The organism is Desulfosarcina cetonica JCM 12296, assembly GCF_001311845.1.
In the GTDB taxonomy this organism is placed as follows: domain Bacteria; phylum Desulfobacterota; class Desulfobacteria; order Desulfobacterales; family Desulfosarcinaceae; genus Desulfosarcina; species Desulfosarcina cetonica.
On the sequence record NZ_BBCC01000051.1, the window covers coordinates 15537 to 33374 of the forward strand.

The 17838-nt window shown below is 59.8% G+C and carries 16 protein-coding genes and 2 pseudogenes; 6 read left to right on the forward strand and 12 right to left on the reverse strand.

Annotation, left to right across the window (positions count from 1 at the left end):
- Nucleotides 1–3: 3 nt before the first annotated feature.
- The 12 genes and pseudogenes from JCM12296_RS13375 to JCM12296_RS13430 form a co-directional block, all read right to left on the reverse strand.
- Complete coding sequence (locus JCM12296_RS13375; protein WP_054693777.1) at nt 4–2631, reverse strand: tetratricopeptide repeat protein; 2628 nt, start codon at nt 2629–2631, stop codon at nt 4–6.
- A gap of 215 nt (nt 2632–2846) precedes the next feature.
- Nucleotides 2847–3146, reverse strand: coding sequence for a TonB-dependent receptor domain-containing protein (locus tag JCM12296_RS13380; RefSeq protein ID WP_054693780.1), 300 nt, complete (start codon nt 3144–3146; stop codon nt 2847–2849).
- Nucleotides 3147–3168: 22 nt separating this feature from the next.
- On the reverse strand, nt 3169–3498 hold the full coding sequence (locus tag JCM12296_RS13385; protein WP_054693783.1) for a hypothetical protein: 330 nt from the start codon (nt 3496–3498) through the stop codon (nt 3169–3171).
- A 23-nt stretch (nt 3499–3521) separates the two neighbouring features.
- Nucleotides 3522–4241, reverse strand: a complete 720-nt coding sequence (locus tag JCM12296_RS13390; protein WP_054693786.1) for an energy transducer TonB — start codon at nt 4239–4241, stop codon at nt 3522–3524.
- Complete coding sequence (locus JCM12296_RS13395; protein ID WP_083456119.1) at nt 4220–4651, reverse strand: ExbD/TolR family protein; 432 nt, start codon at nt 4649–4651, stop codon at nt 4220–4222. The genes JCM12296_RS13390 and JCM12296_RS13395 overlap by 22 nt, the downstream gene beginning before the upstream one ends.
- Before the next feature lie 13 nt (nt 4652–4664).
- On the reverse strand, nt 4665–5279 hold the full coding sequence (locus tag JCM12296_RS13400) for a MotA/TolQ/ExbB proton channel family protein (protein ID WP_054693789.1): 615 nt from the start codon (nt 5277–5279) through the stop codon (nt 4665–4667).
- 227 nt (nt 5280–5506) lie between these two features.
- Nucleotides 5507–7264: a hypothetical protein gene (locus JCM12296_RS13405; protein ID WP_054693792.1), complete on the reverse strand. Its 1758-nt coding sequence runs from the start codon at nt 7262–7264 to the stop codon at nt 5507–5509.
- 498 nt (nt 7265–7762) lie between these two features.
- The gene (locus JCM12296_RS13410; RefSeq protein ID WP_054693795.1) at nt 7763–8077 is read right to left on the reverse strand and encodes an IscA/HesB family protein; all 315 of its coding nucleotides are present in this window, start codon (nt 8075–8077) and stop codon (nt 7763–7765) included.
- 64 nt (nt 8078–8141) lie between these two features.
- On the reverse strand, nt 8142–8630 hold the full coding sequence (locus JCM12296_RS13415; RefSeq protein WP_054693798.1) for a hypothetical protein: 489 nt from the start codon (nt 8628–8630) through the stop codon (nt 8142–8144).
- Nucleotides 8631–8652: 22 nt separating this feature from the next.
- Nucleotides 8653–9384 (reverse strand): DUF1573 domain-containing protein, encoded by a 732-nt coding sequence (locus JCM12296_RS13420; RefSeq protein ID WP_054693801.1) that lies wholly within the window; start codon nt 9382–9384, stop codon nt 8653–8655.
- Between the two features lie 23 nt (nt 9385–9407).
- A pseudogene (locus JCM12296_RS13425) lies at nt 9408–9844 on the reverse strand (hydrogenase iron-sulfur subunit).
- A gap of 326 nt (nt 9845–10170) precedes the next feature.
- Nucleotides 10171–11515 (reverse strand): annotated as a pseudogene (locus JCM12296_RS13430) ((Fe-S)-binding protein).
- Nucleotides 11516–12015: 500 nt separating this feature from the next.
- Here JCM12296_RS13430 and JCM12296_RS36355 point away from each other — a divergent pair.
- The 6 genes from JCM12296_RS36355 to JCM12296_RS13460 all read left to right on the forward strand — a co-directional run bounded on the left by JCM12296_RS36355 (nt 12016) and on the right by JCM12296_RS13460 (nt 17669).
- Nucleotides 12016–12633: a MauE/DoxX family redox-associated membrane protein gene (locus tag JCM12296_RS36355; RefSeq protein WP_172683893.1), complete on the forward strand. Its 618-nt coding sequence runs from the start codon at nt 12016–12018 to the stop codon at nt 12631–12633.
- Nucleotides 12605–13060 carry a rhodanese-like domain-containing protein gene (locus tag JCM12296_RS13440; protein ID WP_246804270.1) on the forward strand — a complete coding sequence of 152 codons (456 nt, stop codon included), beginning with the start codon at nt 12605–12607 and terminating at the stop codon, nt 13058–13060. The genes JCM12296_RS36355 and JCM12296_RS13440 overlap by 29 nt, the downstream gene beginning before the upstream one ends.
- Nucleotides 13061–13104: 44 nt before the next feature.
- Complete coding sequence (locus JCM12296_RS13445) at nt 13105–14382, forward strand: double-cubane-cluster-containing anaerobic reductase (protein WP_054693810.1); 1278 nt, start codon at nt 13105–13107, stop codon at nt 14380–14382.
- Between the two features lie 42 nt (nt 14383–14424).
- Nucleotides 14425–15534 carry a (Fe-S)-binding protein gene (locus JCM12296_RS41805; protein ID WP_281492009.1) on the forward strand — a complete coding sequence of 370 codons (1110 nt, stop codon included), beginning with the start codon at nt 14425–14427 and terminating at the stop codon, nt 15532–15534.
- Between the two features lie 11 nt (nt 15535–15545).
- The gene (locus JCM12296_RS13455) at nt 15546–16304 is read left to right on the forward strand and encodes an acyl-CoA dehydratase activase (RefSeq protein ID WP_054693817.1); all 759 of its coding nucleotides are present in this window, start codon (nt 15546–15548) and stop codon (nt 16302–16304) included.
- A gap of 213 nt (nt 16305–16517) precedes the next feature.
- Nucleotides 16518–17669, forward strand: coding sequence for a double-cubane-cluster-containing anaerobic reductase (locus tag JCM12296_RS13460; protein ID WP_054693821.1), 1152 nt, complete (start codon nt 16518–16520; stop codon nt 17667–17669).
- The last annotated feature ends 169 nt before the right edge of the window (nt 17670–17838 follow it).

A 17838-nucleotide genomic window follows, 5' to 3' on the forward strand; every position in this document is an offset into this window, starting at 1 on the left:
CCCCTATCCGAAAATCAAATAACGCGCCTCGGCCGAAAGCTGCATGGCCACGTCGGGCGGTATGCTTTCGGCCATGTTGGCCAACATGGTCTTGCTTTTATAATCGCCCATCATCTCATTACGACAGCGCTTGAGTTCCTTCTGGTTTGCCCCGCGCAGATGGATCGTGTCGACAAGGGCCTCCACCATCGCGGCAAGCACCTGGGTCGACGAATCCAGATGCGGTAGCAGACTGTCTTCCCAGTCGTCGAATTCCTCCTCATCGTCGTCATCATCCATGTCTGCCAGGCCCGAGCAGATCGGGCAGTTGCATGGCGAATCGAGCATTCTGAAATCGAAGTGTTCCAGTGCGGCGCGCAGCGGTCCCCCGACCGATCGGGCGAGCCGCCGGGCCGCGCTACGAAACAGCTCCTTGTGTCTTGAGGGTACTTCGTCAATGAGGGCAATAAACGCGTCGGCCGTCGATCGGGACAAACCGGTGCTGTGCCGGATCACCATCTGATAGAACCGGAAAAGAGCCAGATACGGCCCGGCGGTATGTTTCAGGCGGCGTTGAATTTCCTTGAGGCACAAATCCTCGGCGTGCGTTTCGACCAAAGCCTCCATCACCGGAAGGACATCCTCATCGCCGAGGGGCTCGAAAATCTTTTTGTAGCGGCTGGTGAAGATGTCAAGCCATGCCGCCCGCCCAAAGCCTGCCGGCAAGATGTCGACATCGGGCAACAGCAAATGGCGCATCGCTTTGGAGGTCAATGTGCCGACGGTTGCCGTACGGCTACGGAAACACTGCTCCAGGCATTTGTTCCGGGCCCGGTTCCAGGATTCGGGACGTTGCTGTCGGTTGATTTCCAGGATGCCCAGCGTGCCGAGCTGTTCGGCGGCGGAGAGGGGGGCCGTATGCCGGTCGACGATCGACGCCAGGGTCTCTTTTTTCCCGGAAGGCGTGCCATCATCGAAAAGGGACAGTTGGCCGGTATGCGCCATTTCGAATAGAATGTGGCGGGCTGCCACCAGGGCGCTGAGCTTTCGAGCGTTCAGGGCGTCGACCTTTTCCAGGTCCGCCTTGACCAGATGAAATTTAGCGCGCTTCAAGTTGGTGTCGATCGATCTGAGAAGGGTCAGGGCATGCATTTCCCTGACCTGCTCGTCGTGAGGTGCCCGCCGTTCCGCTTCCCGGAGATAGGTTTCGGCCTTGCGCAGGGCGTTTTTTCCCAGATAGAGCTTGGATAGGGCGATGCAGGCCGCCGGGTCGTCGGGGTGCTGGTCCACCAGCTTCAGCAGCCCGGTCTCTTTCAGGCGTTTGGCCTTGCGGGACGTACTTGGCAGTCGATTCAAAAGGTCGTGAGCCTGAACGTTGTGCGGGTCCAGCTCGATGGACCTGAGAACGATTTCCAGCAGCACGTCTTCCGGATCGTCGGATGTCGCGCCCAGACGATCCAGTTCGCCTTGCGCAAACCGGCTGGTGTAGACCGCCTCATATGTCATCCCCCGGTCGGCAACCCATTTCACCGAGGTTGAAAGCACCATGGACGTGGCCACGGCACGATCCGCGGGGTCGGGAAATTCCGTTTCGAGAAAATCGAGGTAGGCGTCCGTGTCCGCAAAATAATCACCAAATGCCAGGAATTGGAACTTGGCGGCGACGGCCTCTCCGCGCGGACCGGGGAGTAAGGTTTCGGCCATGTTAACGAAATCGTATACATCCAGGTTTTGTTCAGATGCCAGGGGCAGAAGCATGTAAAGGAGCTGCTCGATGGCGGGTATCGGATCCTGCGGATAAATCGCCTGGGCCATCCGCTTGACGATTCGGGCGGCGCCGTGGACATCGGCGTTTCTTAGGCGTTGTACGAGAAAGCGGTTTTGCTCGGTGGTTAGGGACTGGCCCTGCCACAAGGGAGAAATCCGGTCAGGGGCGCTTTTCAGACATTCCATCAAAGGGTGAAGCGGAAAACGATCGGGAATCATCGCCAGGGCGCGCCGCATGCCGTCATCGTCTTCCTGGTAGAAGCAAACCATGGCCCGGCACAGCAGTTTGACCGGAGCCAGGGGGGAGCGGCGGCTGACCGGCTTCAGGCAATCCAGGGCCGATTCCCAGTCGGCCGCGTCCATCAGCCGGGCGGCTTCCTGGAACATCGGCAGGTCGGGCTTCAGCAGTGCCGTGTCGGCCAATTGGCTGGCGGCCTGCCAGTCATCCGTTTCCAAAAGAATGCCGGTAATGATCGTTTCCGCCTCGCTGACCGGCTGGTGGCCATGCGCCAGATATGTGTTGTAAAGGGAAACGGCGTTTTGCAATCCGGTCGACGCGAGGAAAAAAAGGAGGTCCGCAGCTTCCAGGGCTGCCACCTCGGGCCGATATTGGCAAACCTGGAGGTGTACCGCCTCGGCCTCCTTCAGCATCCCTTTTTGGCGTAATTGCATTTCCCTGAGGGCGTAAGCCCGGACCAGCAGGTGCTGGACCTCGGTGTCGCCCGGGGCTTTCTGCTGCACCAGCTTCAACGATTTGATCGCGTCGCGATAATTTCCCTTGGCCAGCAAGGCCTCGCCTTTTTGCCTCAATTGGCCGGCCGGCATTTTTTGCAGGTTTTGATTGGCCTCTTTGCGCGCTTTGCGGCTTTTGTTTTTTTTTGCCATCGCTTGTTCTTGGAAATGCTAAACGAGAGTGACGATTCAATGGGGGACAAACAAAAATCAGAATATGGCTGGAGTGCATCTGGATGTCAACCGGGAAAATCTGGATGTCATCTGAAATGGGCGCAATCATTTTGAATTACATTTTGGTTTTCATCATCAACGCGCCTTAACATGCCGGCCGGCAGAATCGTGAGGACTGCCGGCCGATGCATGGATCAAATGTCGAAACGCAAGGACACGTAATACGCCCGCGGATTACTGCTCATGTATTGGTTGGCGCCGCTCCAATAGCCCACATACTCGGCGTAGGTCTCGTCGAAGAGGTTTTTGACATCAAAGGAGAGCGTCCATTTCTTGGCGAAGGTATGATACAGGGTCAGATCCGTGGTTCGGAAGCCATCATAGCTGTGATCGTTGGTGGTGTCCGTGTACCATTTGCCCACGTCGGTGTACCAGATGCGCGCTCCCGTGCCGAAGGGTGCCTCGTATTGCAGCCCGACCTTTTCCCTCGTCAATGGTTGCGTATCAGCGCCGAGATCAAGGCTTGCGGATCCTTAAGGAGGGAGGCGTACTTTTGCGTACGCCGCAGTGACGAAGGATTCGCGTACGCCGATATCGGTGCTGATCCGTGACCATTACTCCTTCCAGGTCCACGTGGTGATATTGGCCGTGGGGTTCGATCCGTGAGGCGCCGATGTTCAGGTGCTCGCTGACGAAATAGACATGATCGAGGTTGATCAGCCAGGCCCAGGGGGCGTCGCCCCGGGGGCCGCAGCCGGTCTTGCCGTCCCATTGGGCCAGCTTCCAGTAGCCGATAGCCTCGGCCTCGGAGCCGGCGTTGATGGCTTGATCGAAGTAGGCGTCCACACTGGCGTTAAGATAAAAGCCGCTCAGGTCAGCTCGAAGACGATGGTCAGTTCCAGGGGCAGGTCGCCCTTGAAGAGGTTGGCCGGCGGCCGGGGGAAGGGCGCCGCGCGCTCGACCGCGTCCAGGGCGGCCATGTTCAGGGAGCTGTTGCGGGTGCCCTTGGTCACGGCAAGATCGCGGATCGAGCCGTCGCTTGACAGAACGAAACGGATTGTCACGCGGCCCTCGATACTGCGGGCCTTGGCCGCCTCGGGATAGCGCTTGCGGCTTTCGATTTTCAGGCGCACCATATCCAGGTAGCTGGTGGTGGTCATGTAGTCGCCGGCGGCCAGGCCGGCCTGGGGGGTGGCTGTCCAGGCGGCGCTGTCCACCCCGGGGGTCTGGGGAATATCCGGGGCCTGGATGCCCTCCATGAGCGTGTCGGGGAGATTGCTATTGACCGGTGCCATGGCCAGGGGTTTGAAGCGGGGTACGGGACGGGCCACGGCCCTGATTTGTTTGACTTGATTCTGGGGTTCGGGCATCTTGGGTCGGAGGCGCGGCCGGGGAATGGTGCGCGCCGCCGGCTGGACCACGTTCTTGAGGGTCATCTCGATGTAGGAAATTGCCCGCGTGCGATAGATGCCGGCGAAGTGGATGCAGAGTACGGCATGGATCGCCACGGAGACGATCACCAGGCCGCGCAGCAGCCAGTTGGGGCCCTGTAGATGGTCCATTGGCGTCAACTCCAGGGAAGCTTCCATGGGATTACAGCTCCTTTTCGGTGGCCAGGCAGAGCCGGCCGGCGCCGGCGCTTGGCGATGTCCATGACCTTGACGGCCCTGTTGAGGATTACCGTGCGGTCGGCGCGTACGACCACCAGTTCATCGGCGCGGCCGCCGATTTTTTCCTTGAGCCGGTCGAAGAGCCGGTCCAGGGGCAGCATCTCCTCGCCGATGAAGGCCTGGCCCTGGGCGTCCACGTAGATGGTGATGGTCTCCTCGGTCTGGGGCGCGGCGGCGCGGGCCTGGGGCAGCTTGATCTTGATGCCTTCGTCGACCATGAAGTTGGTGGTGAGCAGAAAGTAGATCAGCAGCATGAAGACGATGTCGATCAGCGAGGTGATGGGAAACTGCACCGCGTAGCGGGATTTTCGTCGGGCATGCGTAAACATGGGGATGTCTCCTTCAGCCGTGCAGACGGGCGCCGACGGCCTTGAGAAAGGTCACGCCGCCGTCCCGGAGTTGGGCCTCGTAACGGTCCACGCGGGCGCTCAGGTAGCTGTGGGCCACCATGGTGGGCAGGGCCACGGCCAGGCCCAGGGCCGTGGTCAGCATGGCTTCCCAGATACCGCCGGCCAGAACGGCGGCATTGACCTTGCCGCCCATTTCCTGGATGACCATGAAGGCCTTGATCATGCCCATCACCGTGCCCAGCAGGCCCAAGAGCGGGGTGATGTTGCCGATGGTGGCCAGGGCCTGGAGATAGCGGGAGAGATCGCGGGTTTCCGTGTCGGTGGCATGCCCGAGCACGGCCTCGAGGGTCTCGCGATCCTGGTCCTTGACCTCCATGGCCTGGGTCAAGACGCGGCCCATGGGTGAGGGATCCTGGCTGGCCAGGGCATAGGCCTGTTGGTCTTCGCCTTTTTTCAGAAGCTGGATGATGCCGCCGACCAGCCCGTTGCCCCGGATACGGACCCGGCCGAGGCGGACGAGACGTTCCAGAAACAGGGCCAGGGCGATCACCGAGCAGAGCAGGATCGGGCCGACCAGAACGCCGCCCTTGGCAAGTAGTTCGAACATGGTGTGTGTCTCCTTAACTTTAGGTGGATAGGCTGAAGGCTGAAGCTCGATGGCTGTTGCTTGCCATCCGCGCCTCCTGGATTCTAACTAATGCCCATCCAGAAATAGGAAAATTTGGTCGAGATCGAGGCGCGCGATTTTTACCGCAGGCATATGGTTGATATTTCGAGGATAAAATTTTTCGCGGAACATGGATGTCGTGCAAATTGGCCATTTCTGGATGGGCATTAACTGCCTCCGGCCGTTTCGGTGTAATCCGGCGTGCCGTCGAAGTTCAAATCCTTGGCGCGCTGAAGCAGCGCCTCGGCGTTATCGTAGGTCTCCCACAGGTCCGGCCGACCGTCGCCGTTGGTGTCCTCGGCCAGGCGGGCCAGGTGGCTGTCCTGGTAGTCGTACCAGATGTCCGGCCGGCCGTCCCGGTCACGATCCTCCTCGGCGTGCACGGCGGTTTCCTTTTCGTCGTAGGTCCAGACCAGGGTGAATTTCCCGTTCTCGTCGGGCACCTCTTCGCTGCGGGTGAGCTTGCCGTTTTCATCGTAGATCTCCTTGAGATCGAAGTGGCCGTTGCCATTCTCATCCACGCTTTTCTCGCGCAATACCCCGTCCTTGTAGCAATAGAGGCCCTCGGGCGTGCCGTTCACGTCGCTGTCCAGCTCCATGACCATGGACCAGGGCGGCCGGTCGAACCACTGGGTGGTCTCGAACTTGCCGTCAAAGTCACGATCCTGGACGATTTTCTGGCGCTCGGCCCTGCGGTAGAAGACCTTCAGGTCCACCTTGCCGTTGCCATTGGTGTCCCGCTCCGAGCGCACCAGGGCCGGGCCGCGGTAATATTCCCAGGCATCGACCCGGCCGGAATGATCCGTGTCGCTCTCCACGCGGGTCTTCTCGCCCTTGGCGTTGAAGAAGATCGTCAGGTCAACGCGGCGGTCCTTGTTGGTGTCCTGGGTCTGGGTGGTGAGCTTGCCCTTCTTGAAGAAGGCGGTGGTCTCCATGAAGCCGTCACCGTCGCCGTCGCTGACAATCCGCTGTACCACGCCGCCCTGGTAGTGGCGGATACGGTCGATGTGCCCGTTGCAGCGGGTTTCTTCCTCCACCTTGAGGGGCTGGCCCTTGCCGTCGAAGGTGACGAAGTGATCGTTGGCGCCGTCAAAATTGGTGTCCTTTTCCTCGCGTACCGGTTTGCCGGCCGCATAGCGCGTGGTCGCATCCACCCGGCCGTCGAAGTTGGTGTCGCGGGTCTGCAGAACCGGCCGGCCCTTTTCAAAATTGATCAGCGTGTCGGCATGGCCGTCGTTGTTCTCGTCCTTTTCCTGACGGATGATCTCCCCGCCCTTGTAGTGGCGCACGGTTTCGTAGCGGCCGTCGGCGTCCTGGTCGTGGCGCAAGATGCGCGGCTGGCCCTTTTCATCGAAATCGACCACCCGTTCGATGCGGCCATCGCCGTCGCCATCGGTTTTCTGCTGGACGGGATGGTCGTTCTTGAAGGTCTGCCAGACGTTGACCTTGCCGTCGGCATCCGTGTCGCGGGTCGAACGGGCCAGCTTGCCGGCCTCGAATTCATGGTGGGTGTCGAAGCGGCCGTCACCGGTGGTGTCCCGCTCCATGGTCAGGGGCTGCTCCTTTGCATCGAAGCGGATCACCTGTTCCAACCGGCCGGTCTTGATCGCCATGCGCTCATGGCGCACGCGTTTTTCGTTTTCGAAGATATCGCGGGCGTCCATGGTGCCGTCGTGGTTGCGGTCACTCTCGATGGTACTCAGCTTGCCCTTCCGATAAAGCTGGATCTTGTCGAAGCGGCCGTCGGCGTTGCTGTCGATCTCCAGCTTCACCGGGGTGCCGCGGCCGTCCAGAAAGGCCACCTGGTCGATTTTGCCATCCCCGTCCGTGTCCCGCTCCACGCGCCGCTCTTGCGCCGCTCCGGCCAAAAGGGTTTGAACCAGTAGCCATATCAGACAACAGCTCATCACAATCGGTTGTTTCACGGTAGTTCTCGTTTTTTGAATGAATCATTCCCTGGTACCGAAAGATCGTTATCAGGGACGATAAATGTATGGCGTTATGCCTATCCGAGGCTGATCCCGGAATTCCCGCAACGTGGGCAACGCCTGGAAATAAAAACGCCACGAAGAAATCGCACGGAGTTCGGTCCGTCCGCCTTCGTGGCGCTAATCGGTTTGGAATTCGATTGTCGTTAGAATTGGGCCAAGCATCTTCATGACGCTGGTATGATTTCAGGCTTACATCAGTCGATTTACATAGGGAAAAACGGGATTGGTGTCAAGTCTGAGTTTGGACTGGCCGCAAATCGCCGACGGGTACGGCAGGGTGGCGCGGCGTGGCAAGTAAAATGGACGGATGCGTAAAAAGCCCGATATCGGCGTTATGCTTCTTCGTTGATAGGCGAAAAAAAGCCCCCGGATGGGTGATCCGGGGGCTTTTTTATCGCACGGGAAGACTGCATTGGGTTGTGTGCGGTCGGATTACGAAGAACAGCAGCTGCCAGCCGTGCCGCAGCTTTGGCAGCCACCGCTCAGCTCAAGCTTGGAAGAGATGCGGAAGCTTTTGTCGGCGTAGTCGATTTCTACCGGTTGGGCCTGCTCCAGAAGCGCGCGGTCCATGATGAACTGGAAGCCGCCGGCCTCGTGGACCGCATCCTTATCGCCAATCGTGTCCAGGGCCATGGCCAACTGCTGGCCGCCGCAGCCCTGGGTGAGAAAAATACGGATGGGTTTGACATCCATGGATTCGAAGTACGCGCTGACCGCCTGGACGGCGGGCTCGGTGACGTTGATCATGGTGCGAGGGTTCCTTTCCAATGGTTATGATGGGTGCGTAATTTTTCTATTTCTGGTGGGTGCGCTAATTGCCCTCCACCAGGCCGCTGAAAACAATTCTCAGATCGCGGTCGTCCAACGGCGGCAGCCAATCCTCCTCCGGTTCGGCATCCCTTCGTCGGGGCGCGGGCTCGGTGGCCTGGGCATGGCGAGTCGACCGTCTTACCGTCCGGCTGCGCTCGGCGATCATTTCCAGGGGCAGATGGTCGCGATTGTTTTCGATCCAGCGGGCACACTCGTCGTGGGTGCCGGCGAACAGCAGATAGAGATCGTTATCCTGTTTGAGGGTTACCAGACGGTATCCCGCACCCAGGTCGAACTTGCGGCATCCCTTGATGCGCGCCTCGCCATTGCGGGTAAAGGCACACACCTGGCCTGGCAGGGTCCCGCCGGTTTTCAGGGCGTCAATGATGGTTTCCACCCGATCGGCGGCCAGGCTGGCACGGGCACTGCCTTTCTTCAAGGTTGTCAGGCATTTTTGCAGTTTGGGATCGAGATGTATTTTGTCGATCATAATGTCCTTCCTCTGCCGACGCTCAGGCATCAATCCTGCCGATTACGTAGAGATACAACTGCGGTCGCAAACGGCTGTCCGTCCGCAGGACGATTCTGCCGCGATACTGTCCCGGTGTGGTCAGGCGGTTGTGAACGGCGATCCGGTAGACGCCATCCGGTTGGCGATCCAAGTGGACATCGATGACGTCGGCCAGGCGGTCATCCGGGATGGCATCAGCGATCCGGAAAGGGTGGTCGGGGTTGGGCGTGATCACCGCCTGAATCACCACTGGCTCGCCGCATTTTCCGGCCAAGGTGATCCTTGCCGGCTCAATCGTCGCGAATTTGACCACCGGCCCCTTCAGCTCAAGTTCGATCTGGGGCTCGATCGGATCGTCGGTAAGCACGGTGACGGTCATGTGAAACGTCGCGCCGCCGTAACCATCGGTATCGCCGCTAACGACGATCTGGCCGCTGCTACCGGGATCGATGGGTGCGGGCGGCCGGGCCGTGGTGCAACCGCAACTGGTGCGCACATCCAGGAAATGAAGCGGCCTGTCGCCCTGGTTCTCGACGGTGTACGCGTGGGTGACGATTTCACCTTCAACCACGCCGTTGAAGCTGAACACCCGTTCCGGCACCACGACGCGGGGTGCATCGGCCGTCGATTGGGCTAACGGCAGATCCGTCGTTGCCGCCGGATGAGCCCCTGCCAACATCGCGGCGAGAAGGCTCATCCACAAAATGACGGACCGAAAACGATGACCTGCCATGATAGCCTCCGGCATGGCCGCCCTTAGGCGGCGTGCTTTCCCGGGATGCGGAGGACGGGGGTCGGACCCAAGGCCCGGATCCGTTCGGTCATTTCGCTGGCGATCTCGGCAAAGCGCGGCCCCATGGCCGAGGAGAGATTGTACATCTCCACCCGTTCCGGTTCCACGCCGGCCTCGGCCAGGATCCGTTTGACGGCCTCGACCTTTTTGCGGGTCTTGAGATTGCCTTCCACAAAATGGCATTCGCCTCCAGACACCCGGCCACATACACACCGTCGGCGCCCTTCTCGATGGCGTGCAAAAGATGAAGGACATCCACCCGGCCGCTACATGGCAGTTGAATCACCTTGACGTTGGGCGGGTAGTCCAGGCGCATGGACCCGGCCAGGTCGGCGGCGGCATAGGCGCAGTACTTGCAACAATACGCCAGGATCTGGGGTTCGAACCGATCTGAATTCATTGCATCCTCCTTGGTTGATGGGCAGGAGCCGTTGATATTCAGGGGCAGTCGATGTCAAGGGGCAACCGGATCCGCTTCCGGTTAAAGTTGACGGATTCGTAAAAAGCCCGATATCGGCGTTACGCTTCATCCCTCGTCACTGCGGCGTACGCTAAGTACGCCTCATTCCTTAAGGATTCGCAAGCCTTGATCTCGGGCTTCTTACGAATCCGTCGGAAATGCGACTTTTTACGAGTCCATCAAGTTTGATTGATTCTGGTTAAAAAGGGAGCTGGCCGCCGAGTTGCCCGGGGCGGCATCGATAGCGGCCAGTCCCCCATCGTTCATCAGGGTGTCGTGACAAACGGATCGGGCGTACCCGGCTCGCCAGGCAGCCAGACTTCCTGAAGATCCTCGCCCAGGTACACGCGTTCGGTATCGGCCAACGCACCCAGGGAGAGGGCCAGCAAGGTCCACAGGTGAATCGTGTGATAGCCGCCCTCAAAATGTTCTTCCAGATCGTGAATCTGGGCATGGCAGTTGTGGCAGGGGGTAACGACATACTTGGCGCCGGTGGCCATGACCTGATCGAATTTGATCTTGCCGTATTGATGCCGGGCCTCGGTATAGCCCGACTGCAGGTATCCGCCGCCACCGCCGCAACAGAAGTTATTTGAGCGGTTGGGGGTCATGTCGATGAAGTTTTCTTCGCCGACACAGGCTTTGATCACGAAGCGCAGGTCTTCGGCCAGGGGGTCGCCGAAGCTTTTGCGCACCTGCTGGCAGGGATCCTGACAGGTAAACTTGATTTTCAGATCCTTGTTCCAGTCGCTGCTCGGTTTGAGTTTGCCTTCCCGGATCCAGCGGGCATAGTAGGGAACGATGGGGGCGATTTCCAGGTCGGTAGCGATCTTGTGGCGCTTGACGCCCATCCAGACCGAATAGGTGGAATGGCCGCACTCGGTATTGAGATAGATCTTGCACCCCAGGGATTCGGCCTTGCGGATCGATTTCTCGGTGATGAGTTTCCAGTTCTCGTCGTCGGCCAGAAACATGCAGTAGTTCTCGCCGCCCCAGCCGGTGCTGCCATAAGTCCAGTCCACACCGGCCAGGTGCAGAATTTTCCATAGCGGCCCCATCTCCTCGGGCTCGGTGACCGGCTCACGGGAGTTCTGACTGAGAAAGAATTGTGCCCCCTCCTTGTCCATGGGCGCCTGAAGGTTTTCCCAGCCGGGCTGATCGGTGCGAATCTCCTCGGATACGTCCTCGACGACAAAAACGAAATCGTCCGGCGGCGACCCCATGGCACTACAGCTGTCGTTGCGCAGGGCCATGTCGCAGGATCAGGATTCCCTTGGGACGCTCCTCCCGCGGCCAGAGCTGACGGGCTTCGTAAATCAGCCCCGCGATATTGATGGACATGGGGCAGACATAGGTACAGCGTTGACACTGGGAGCACATCCAGACCCAGGGATGACCGGCGATTTCGTCGTCCAGGCCCAAAGCCGCCATGCGCAGGAATTTGCGGGGATCCATGTTCTCCAGGCCCGTGGCCGGGCAACCCGAAGCACAGGCGCCGCAGGTGAGGCAAAGGCTCAGGTTGCCGCCTTCCGGAAGGACGTCCTTCACCTTCTCAATGAAGGCACCTTTACGCTGGTGGTTGATTTTTATCGTGGCTTGGGCTTCACTCATGGTCACTCCTCTCTTGGCATCCTTCGTCTGATGAAATTGCGATGGCAACACGCACCGATTCGATGGGGCCGAACAGTACAATCACTCACATGCCCGCTGGAATGCGGGAGAACCCCAAACCCATGGACGTGATTGTACGCCGTCGGTGATCGCAACGAATCAATGGTGTTGCACAGCGTTATTAACGAACTGGTGGTGGCGCAGAGATGCGGCCTTTCAGTCTGTAATTGTGCCTATCTTCCAGTGCATACCGACCCGGGCAGCAAGCCTGAGCACCGTCATGTGAAACCGAAAAGCCGAAGCATGAGGAAACCTTTGCATGGGAAATTGTGGATAATGATTATGCATTCTCCCAATGGCCCATAAATGTCAAATTTATAATGTCGATGGCGGGATCGGAGCGTATAGATATTAACGTTTTGACTAATAATGGTAGGCCATTTAAAAATTTCTGTTCCTGGATTGATAAGGGGAAATGTGGTCGTTCAACCGAAGCGTCAATGCCTATGCCACCTCCTGACACGCCAATTCGATGGTTTACCGGGCTGTATCACCTCCTGCGTTGGGTTCTTGGCGGTGTTTTCATTTACTCCGGTGCGAGTAAACTTCTCGCCCCGCGTGTCTTTGCCGTTCTTATCGAAGCCTATGGTCTGGTCCCCGATGCGATGCTCATGCCCCTGGCCGTGATCCTGCCGACCCTGGAAGTGCTGGCCGGCCTTGCCCTGCTGGTCGACCTGAGGGGCGCCCTGGGCACGATCACCGGACTGTTGGTGCTTTTCGTGGCCATCCTGGCCTATGGCATCCGCATGGGTCTGGATGTGGATTGCGGCTGTTTCGGTCCCGAGGATATCGAGGCCCGGGCTTACCATGGCCTCCGACCGGCCCTTTACCGCGATCTGCTCATGCTGGTGGGCGTGGGGTTCATGTATGCCTGGCGGCGATATCGCCACATTGATCCCTTGACCGGGTCAAGCTGGTTGAAAAAACACCTAAACAAGAAAACGGAGGATGCGTATGTCGAAATGGATGCTGAAGTTGACCCTGGTGAGCGTTCTGGTGGCGGTTCTGGCCGTTCCGGCGATGGCCTTCATGGACAACAAGTTCGAGAAGGAGCTTGAAAAGGAGACCGATGCCGTCAAATTGGTGCGCCAGGTTCAGCAGGGCGGCTATGACCTGGTCACCACCGCGGAACTCAAGGGCTGGATCGACAGCGGCAAGCCCATGGTCATCATCGACACCATGCCCTTTGAGGCGAGCTACAAGAAGGAACATGTGCCCGGTGCCCTTCAGTTCCTGTTTCCGATTCCCGATATGCCCACCTGGGATACCAAGGAGACCGACGGCAAGACCCAGGCGGATTTCGAGACCCTTCTGGGACCCGACAAGGATCAGCTCATCGTGATCTACTGCGGTTTCGTCAAATGCACCCGCAGCCACAACGGGGCGGCCTGGGCCAAGAAGCTGGGTTACAAGAACGTCTACCGTTACTCGGGCGGCATCTTTGCCTGGAAGGGCGCCAAGTATGAAATCGAAAAGGTCGAGTAATTGATATCGGACGTGTTACGAATCCGTTCAGGCTAGGAGGACTCATGAGTGAAGACTATCGTTCCATGTGGACCGACCTGGGGCTCGATCTGGTCGCGCACGATGCGTTGCTAAGCGTTTTGGGCCAGGGCTACCAGGATATTTATCTGTCTCAAAAGAACCGACCGGAGGGCATGGCCTATTTCGATTTCGTGATGAGCGAGGTCCACGGTCTGCGTATCAAGGAACTTTTGGATGAAAAGGCTGCGGGCCGCAAGATCGTCGGTTCGTTTTGCGTGTTCGTGCCCGAGGAGCTCGTGCTGGCGGCCAATGCCACCCTGGTCGGTCTCTGCTCGGGTGCCGACTTCGCCACCGAGGATGTGGAACGGCTTTTGCCGCGCAATACCTGCGCGCTGATCAAGTCCTCTTTCGGGTTCAAGCTGGGCAAGGTCTGCCCGTACCTGGAGAGCGCGGACATGATCGTGGGCGAGAATACCTGCGACGGGAAGAAAAAAGCCTATGAATCCCTGGGCGGGCTGGTCAACAACCTCTATGTCATGGACCTGCCGCAGGTCAAGTCGGCCAATGGCAAGGCCCTGCTCAAGGCTGAGTACCAGCGTTTCAAAGCGGCCCTCGAAGACCTGACGGGCGTTGCCATCACCAAGGAATCCCTGAAAGACGCCATCCACACGGTCAATGCCAAACGGGCGGCGATCCATCGCCTTTCCGCCCTGCGCAAGGCCGATCCGGCGCCGATCTCCGGTCTGGATGCCCTCTTGGCCAACCAGGTGTTCTTCTACGACAACCCGGCCCGCTTTACCGAATCGGTCAACAAGATCTGCGATGAACTGGAAAAGCGCATCGCGGCCAAGCAAGGCGTTTTCCCGGCCAAGACGCCCCGCATCCTGGTATCCGGCTGCCCCCAGGCGGTGCCCAACTGGAAGCTGCCCATGATCGTCGAGGCTGCCGGCGCGGTGATCGTCGGCGAGGAGTCATGCGTGGGTGAGCGTGGCACGCGTCACCTGACCGACGCTTCCGGCGAGACCGTGGAACAGATGCTGGATGCCATCGTCGACCGCCATTTTCAGGTCGACTGCGCCATTTTCACCCCCAACCCCGACCGCCTCGAGCATATCCAGCAGATGGTTGCCGACTATCACGCCGACGGCGTGATCCACTACGGCCTGCAGTTCTGCCAGCCCTATCTGATGGAATCCATGCCGGTGGAAAAAGCGCTGGAAGACCGGCAAATTCCCTGCCTGCGCATCGAAACCGACTACAGCATGGAGGATGTCGGCCAACTGAAAACGCGCATCGAGGCCTTTGTCGAGCAGCTCAAATAGAATGATCCCGATCCCGCCAACGCTCCGGCGGCGCTTGCACGCATCGGGTCGGCATGCACGGATTGCGGTGCCTGCCAGACCCGATGCGCGTTCCTGCGGCATTACGGAACACCGCGAACCATCGCCCGGACGTATGACTTCTCGCGGCCGGCGCATCAGCAGTTGGCCTTCGAATGCAGCCTGTGCAACCTCTGCAATGCCGTCTGCCCCGAGGGGCTGGCGCCGGGCGACCTGTTCCTGGCCATCCGCCGGGCTGCCATGACCCGGGCCAACGGCAACCTTTCCCGCTACCGGGCGATTTTGACCTACGAGCGCTGGGGCATATCACCGCTGTTTTCCTACTATGCGTTGCCAAAAGGCGGCGACACGGTTTTCTTCCCCGGTTGCGCTCTTCCCGGCAGCCGGCCGGCGGCCACCTGGCAGTTGTTCGATTACCTGCGGCAAGGCATTCCGGATTTGGGCATCGTCTTCGACTGCTGCACCAAACCCAGCCACGATCTTGGCCGCCAAACCCATTTCGAAACCCTGTTCGGTGAGATGCGGGATTACCTCGTCGGCCACGGTATCCGCCGGGTGCTGGTGGCCTGTCCCAGCTGCCACCAGATGTTCTCGCGGTACGGGGGCGCATTGGCCGTTGAGACGGTCTACGAAGTTCTCGATAACGGCCGGCTGCCCGGCGATGTCCGGGGCCATGGCGAATTGACGATTCACGACCCCTGCCCCCTGAGAGGGGATCGTTCCTCCCAGGATGCGGTGCGCAGCCTGGTGTCGCGCATGGGCCTGGCGGTGGTGGAAATGCGCCATCGCCGCGAGCGCACATTGTGCTGCGGGGAGGGCGGCAGTGTCGGATTTGTTCGGCCCCAGCTGGCCCGAGAGTGGGCTGAGCTCCGCCAAAAGGAGGCGGGGGGCCGCCGGCTGCTCACCTACTGCGCCGGATGCGCCGGCATCCTGGGGCGGCAGATGCCCACCCTGCATCTCATGGACCTTATTTTCTTTCCGCAGCAGGCGCTAAACGGCGGTGCGCCGGTAACCGGCGGCGTCCGGACCTATCTGAACCGCTTGAAGCTCAAGGGGCGGGCCATGCAAACGATGCGGCCGGCCGTTACGCGCGTGCGGCCCCTCAAGCAGACCCTGGCCGCCCTGAAACCGTAAGGATTTCTTTCATGGGACAACGTTATGCCGGCATCGACATCGGCTCGCGCACCATTGAACTGGTCGTGGTCGATGAAACCGATGCCATCATCGAGAGCCAAGAGCGCGACACCGGGTTCGATCCCATGGCCGAGGCCAAGGGGATGATCGAGAAGGTGTCCTTCGATCGTATCATGGCCACCGGCTACGGCCGCAATCTGTTCGAGATTTCCTTCGACGCCATGACCGTCACCGAGATCAAGGCCCATGCCCGGGGCGCCCGGGCCCTGTTCCCCGACATCCAGGCGATCATCGACATCGGCGGGCAGGACAGCAAGGCCATCGCCCTGTTCGACAATGGCCGGGTGAAGAAGTTCGAGATGAACGACCGCTGCGCGGCCGGCACGGGCAAGTTTTTGGAGATTATGGCCCGCACCCTGGGATTTTCCATCGAGGATTTCGGACCGGAGGCCCTTTTGGCGGAAAACAGCCTGAACATTTCCAGCATGTGCACGGTGTTCGCCGAATCCGAGGTCACCTCCCTGATCGCCAAGGGGGAGAACCGCCGCGAGATTGCCCTGGGCCTGCATGCCAGCGTCATTCGCCGGGCGGCCGGCATGATCAACCGGGTCTCCACCGACGGCGAGATCGCCTTCACCGGCGGGGTGGCCAACAACCCGTGCATGGCGACCTTGCTATCCGAAAAGCTGGGGCGCCCCATCCGCGTTCCCGAGCATCCCCAGCGCATCGGTGCGTTGGGGGCGGCGCTGTTGGCCAGGGAAGCGGATTAATTGTTGACGGATTCGTAAGAAGCCCGATATCGGCGTTACGCTCATCCTTCGTCATTGCGGAGTACGCCAAGTACACCTCATTCCTCAGGATTCGCAAGCCTTGATCTCGGGCTTCTTACGAATCCGTCCGAACAGAGAATTATTTGCGAGTTCATCAATTGTTGACTGCCGGGTAACCAACGGTTGCCCGTGCGCGGGATCGGAGACATCCATATGCAGATAACACCGCTGTTGAACGATGGCTATGCCGGCGAACCGGCCAAACGGGTACTCAATTACGTCCAGGACCACAGGCAAGCCGGCGATCCGGTTGTCGGCATCTATTGCGGCTATGCGCCCATCGAGTTGATCCAGGCCATGGGCATCGTTCCGGCGGTGCTGTGCGCCTTTTCCAAGGTCCCCATTGCGGCCGCCGAAACCGTGCTGCCGGCCAACTTGTGCCCCCTGATCAAGTCCAGCTACGGATTCATCATCGAAGGCACCTGTCCGTTTTACGCCATGTCCCAGGCCGTCATCGCCGAGACCACCTGTGACGGCAAGAAGAAGATGTTCGAACTGATCGCGGATATCAAGCCGACCCACGTCATGGACCTGCCCCAGGTTCCCGATGAGGCGGAGGCACGTTCCAATTGGAAGCAGATGATTGTAAAGCTGCAAGGCTTTCTCGAAACGCATTTCGATCGCCAGGCGGACGAGGAGAAGATCGAGGCCTCGCTGCAGGCGGCCAACCGGAAGAACGCCCTGATGCGCCGGATCTTCGATTATGCGGCGCGGGTGCCCTCCGTGCTGCACTGGAAAGAGATGTACGATCTGAGTTTTCTGGCCATCGCCGCCACAGGCCAGGAGATGGTGCCGCTGCTCGAACCGTTGCCGGACATCCTGGAGCAGCGCGTGCGCGAGGGCTTCCATGTCGGTCCGCCGAAGGCCCCCCGGGTATTGGTCACCGGTTGCCCGGTGGGCGGCGACGCCACCAAAATCTTCAACACCATTGAGGTGGCCGGCGGCGTGGTGGTGGCACCCGATGCCTGCACCGGCATGAAGGCCTTCATGGGCGAATTCGCGGAAAACAGCGGCGATCCGATCGGCGCCATGGCCGAGCGCTACCTGAAGATCCCCTGTGCCTGCATGACGCCCAACGAGCGCCGCTTGACGGATCTGTCAGCCATGATCGGCCATTTCAAACCGGATGCGGTCATCGATTTCGTGCTGCAGGCCTGCCATGCCTACAACGTCGAGTCTTTCAAAATCGGGCGTCATGTGGAGGAGGTCCACGGGCTGCCCTTCCTGAAGATCGAAACCGATTACAGCGACGCCGACACGGAACAGCTCAGAACGCGAATCGAGGCGCTTTTCGAAAGTATTTAAGCGGCAAAGGGGTGATGCACCGTTGGCGCTTGGTGCCGGGTGCTTATGTGTCGCCGGCCAGCACCTGCTTCAGGGCCGCCGGGATTTGCTCGACAATGGCCTCGATCTGGGTGGCCGGCGTGGGGTTGGCCCATTGGCCGGCCAAACGGTTGGCCCGGGCGGCCAGGAT

Bases quoted from the DNA above. Each gene is read 5' to 3' on its own strand.
- JCM12296_RS13400 (WP_054693789.1), bottom strand. From the start codon at position 5,279: ATGTTCGAACTACTTGCCAAGGGCGGCGTTCTGGTCGGCCCGATCCTG.
- JCM12296_RS13420 (WP_054693801.1), bottom strand. From the start codon at position 9,384: ATGGCAGGTCATCGTTTTCGGTCCGTCATTTTGTGGATGAGCCTTCTC.
- JCM12296_RS36355 (WP_172683893.1), top strand. From the start codon at position 12,016: ATGCCTATGCCACCTCCTGACACGCCAATTCGATGGTTTACCGGGCTG.
- JCM12296_RS13415 (WP_054693798.1), bottom strand. From the start codon at position 8,630: ATGATCGACAAAATACATCTCGATCCCAAACTGCAAAAATGCCTGACA.
- JCM12296_RS13440 (WP_246804270.1), top strand. From the start codon at position 12,605: ATGGACAACAAGTTCGAGAAGGAGCTTGAAAAGGAGACCGATGCCGTC.
- JCM12296_RS13445 (WP_054693810.1), top strand. From the start codon at position 13,105: ATGAGTGAAGACTATCGTTCCATGTGGACCGACCTGGGGCTCGATCTG.
- JCM12296_RS13455 (WP_054693817.1), top strand. From the start codon at position 15,546: ATGGGACAACGTTATGCCGGCATCGACATCGGCTCGCGCACCATTGAA.
- JCM12296_RS13460 (WP_054693821.1), top strand. From the start codon at position 16,518: ATGCAGATAACACCGCTGTTGAACGATGGCTATGCCGGCGAACCGGCC.
- JCM12296_RS13390 (WP_054693786.1), bottom strand. From the start codon at position 4,241: ATGGAAGCTTCCCTGGAGTTGACGCCAATGGACCATCTACAGGGCCCC.
- JCM12296_RS13395 (WP_083456119.1), bottom strand. From the start codon at position 4,651: ATGTTTACGCATGCCCGACGAAAATCCCGCTACGCGGTGCAGTTTCCC.
- JCM12296_RS13375 (WP_054693777.1), bottom strand. From the start codon at position 2,631: ATGGCAAAAAAAAACAAAAGCCGCAAAGCGCGCAAAGAGGCCAATCAA.
- JCM12296_RS13410 (WP_054693795.1), bottom strand. From the start codon at position 8,077: ATGATCAACGTCACCGAGCCCGCCGTCCAGGCGGTCAGCGCGTACTTC.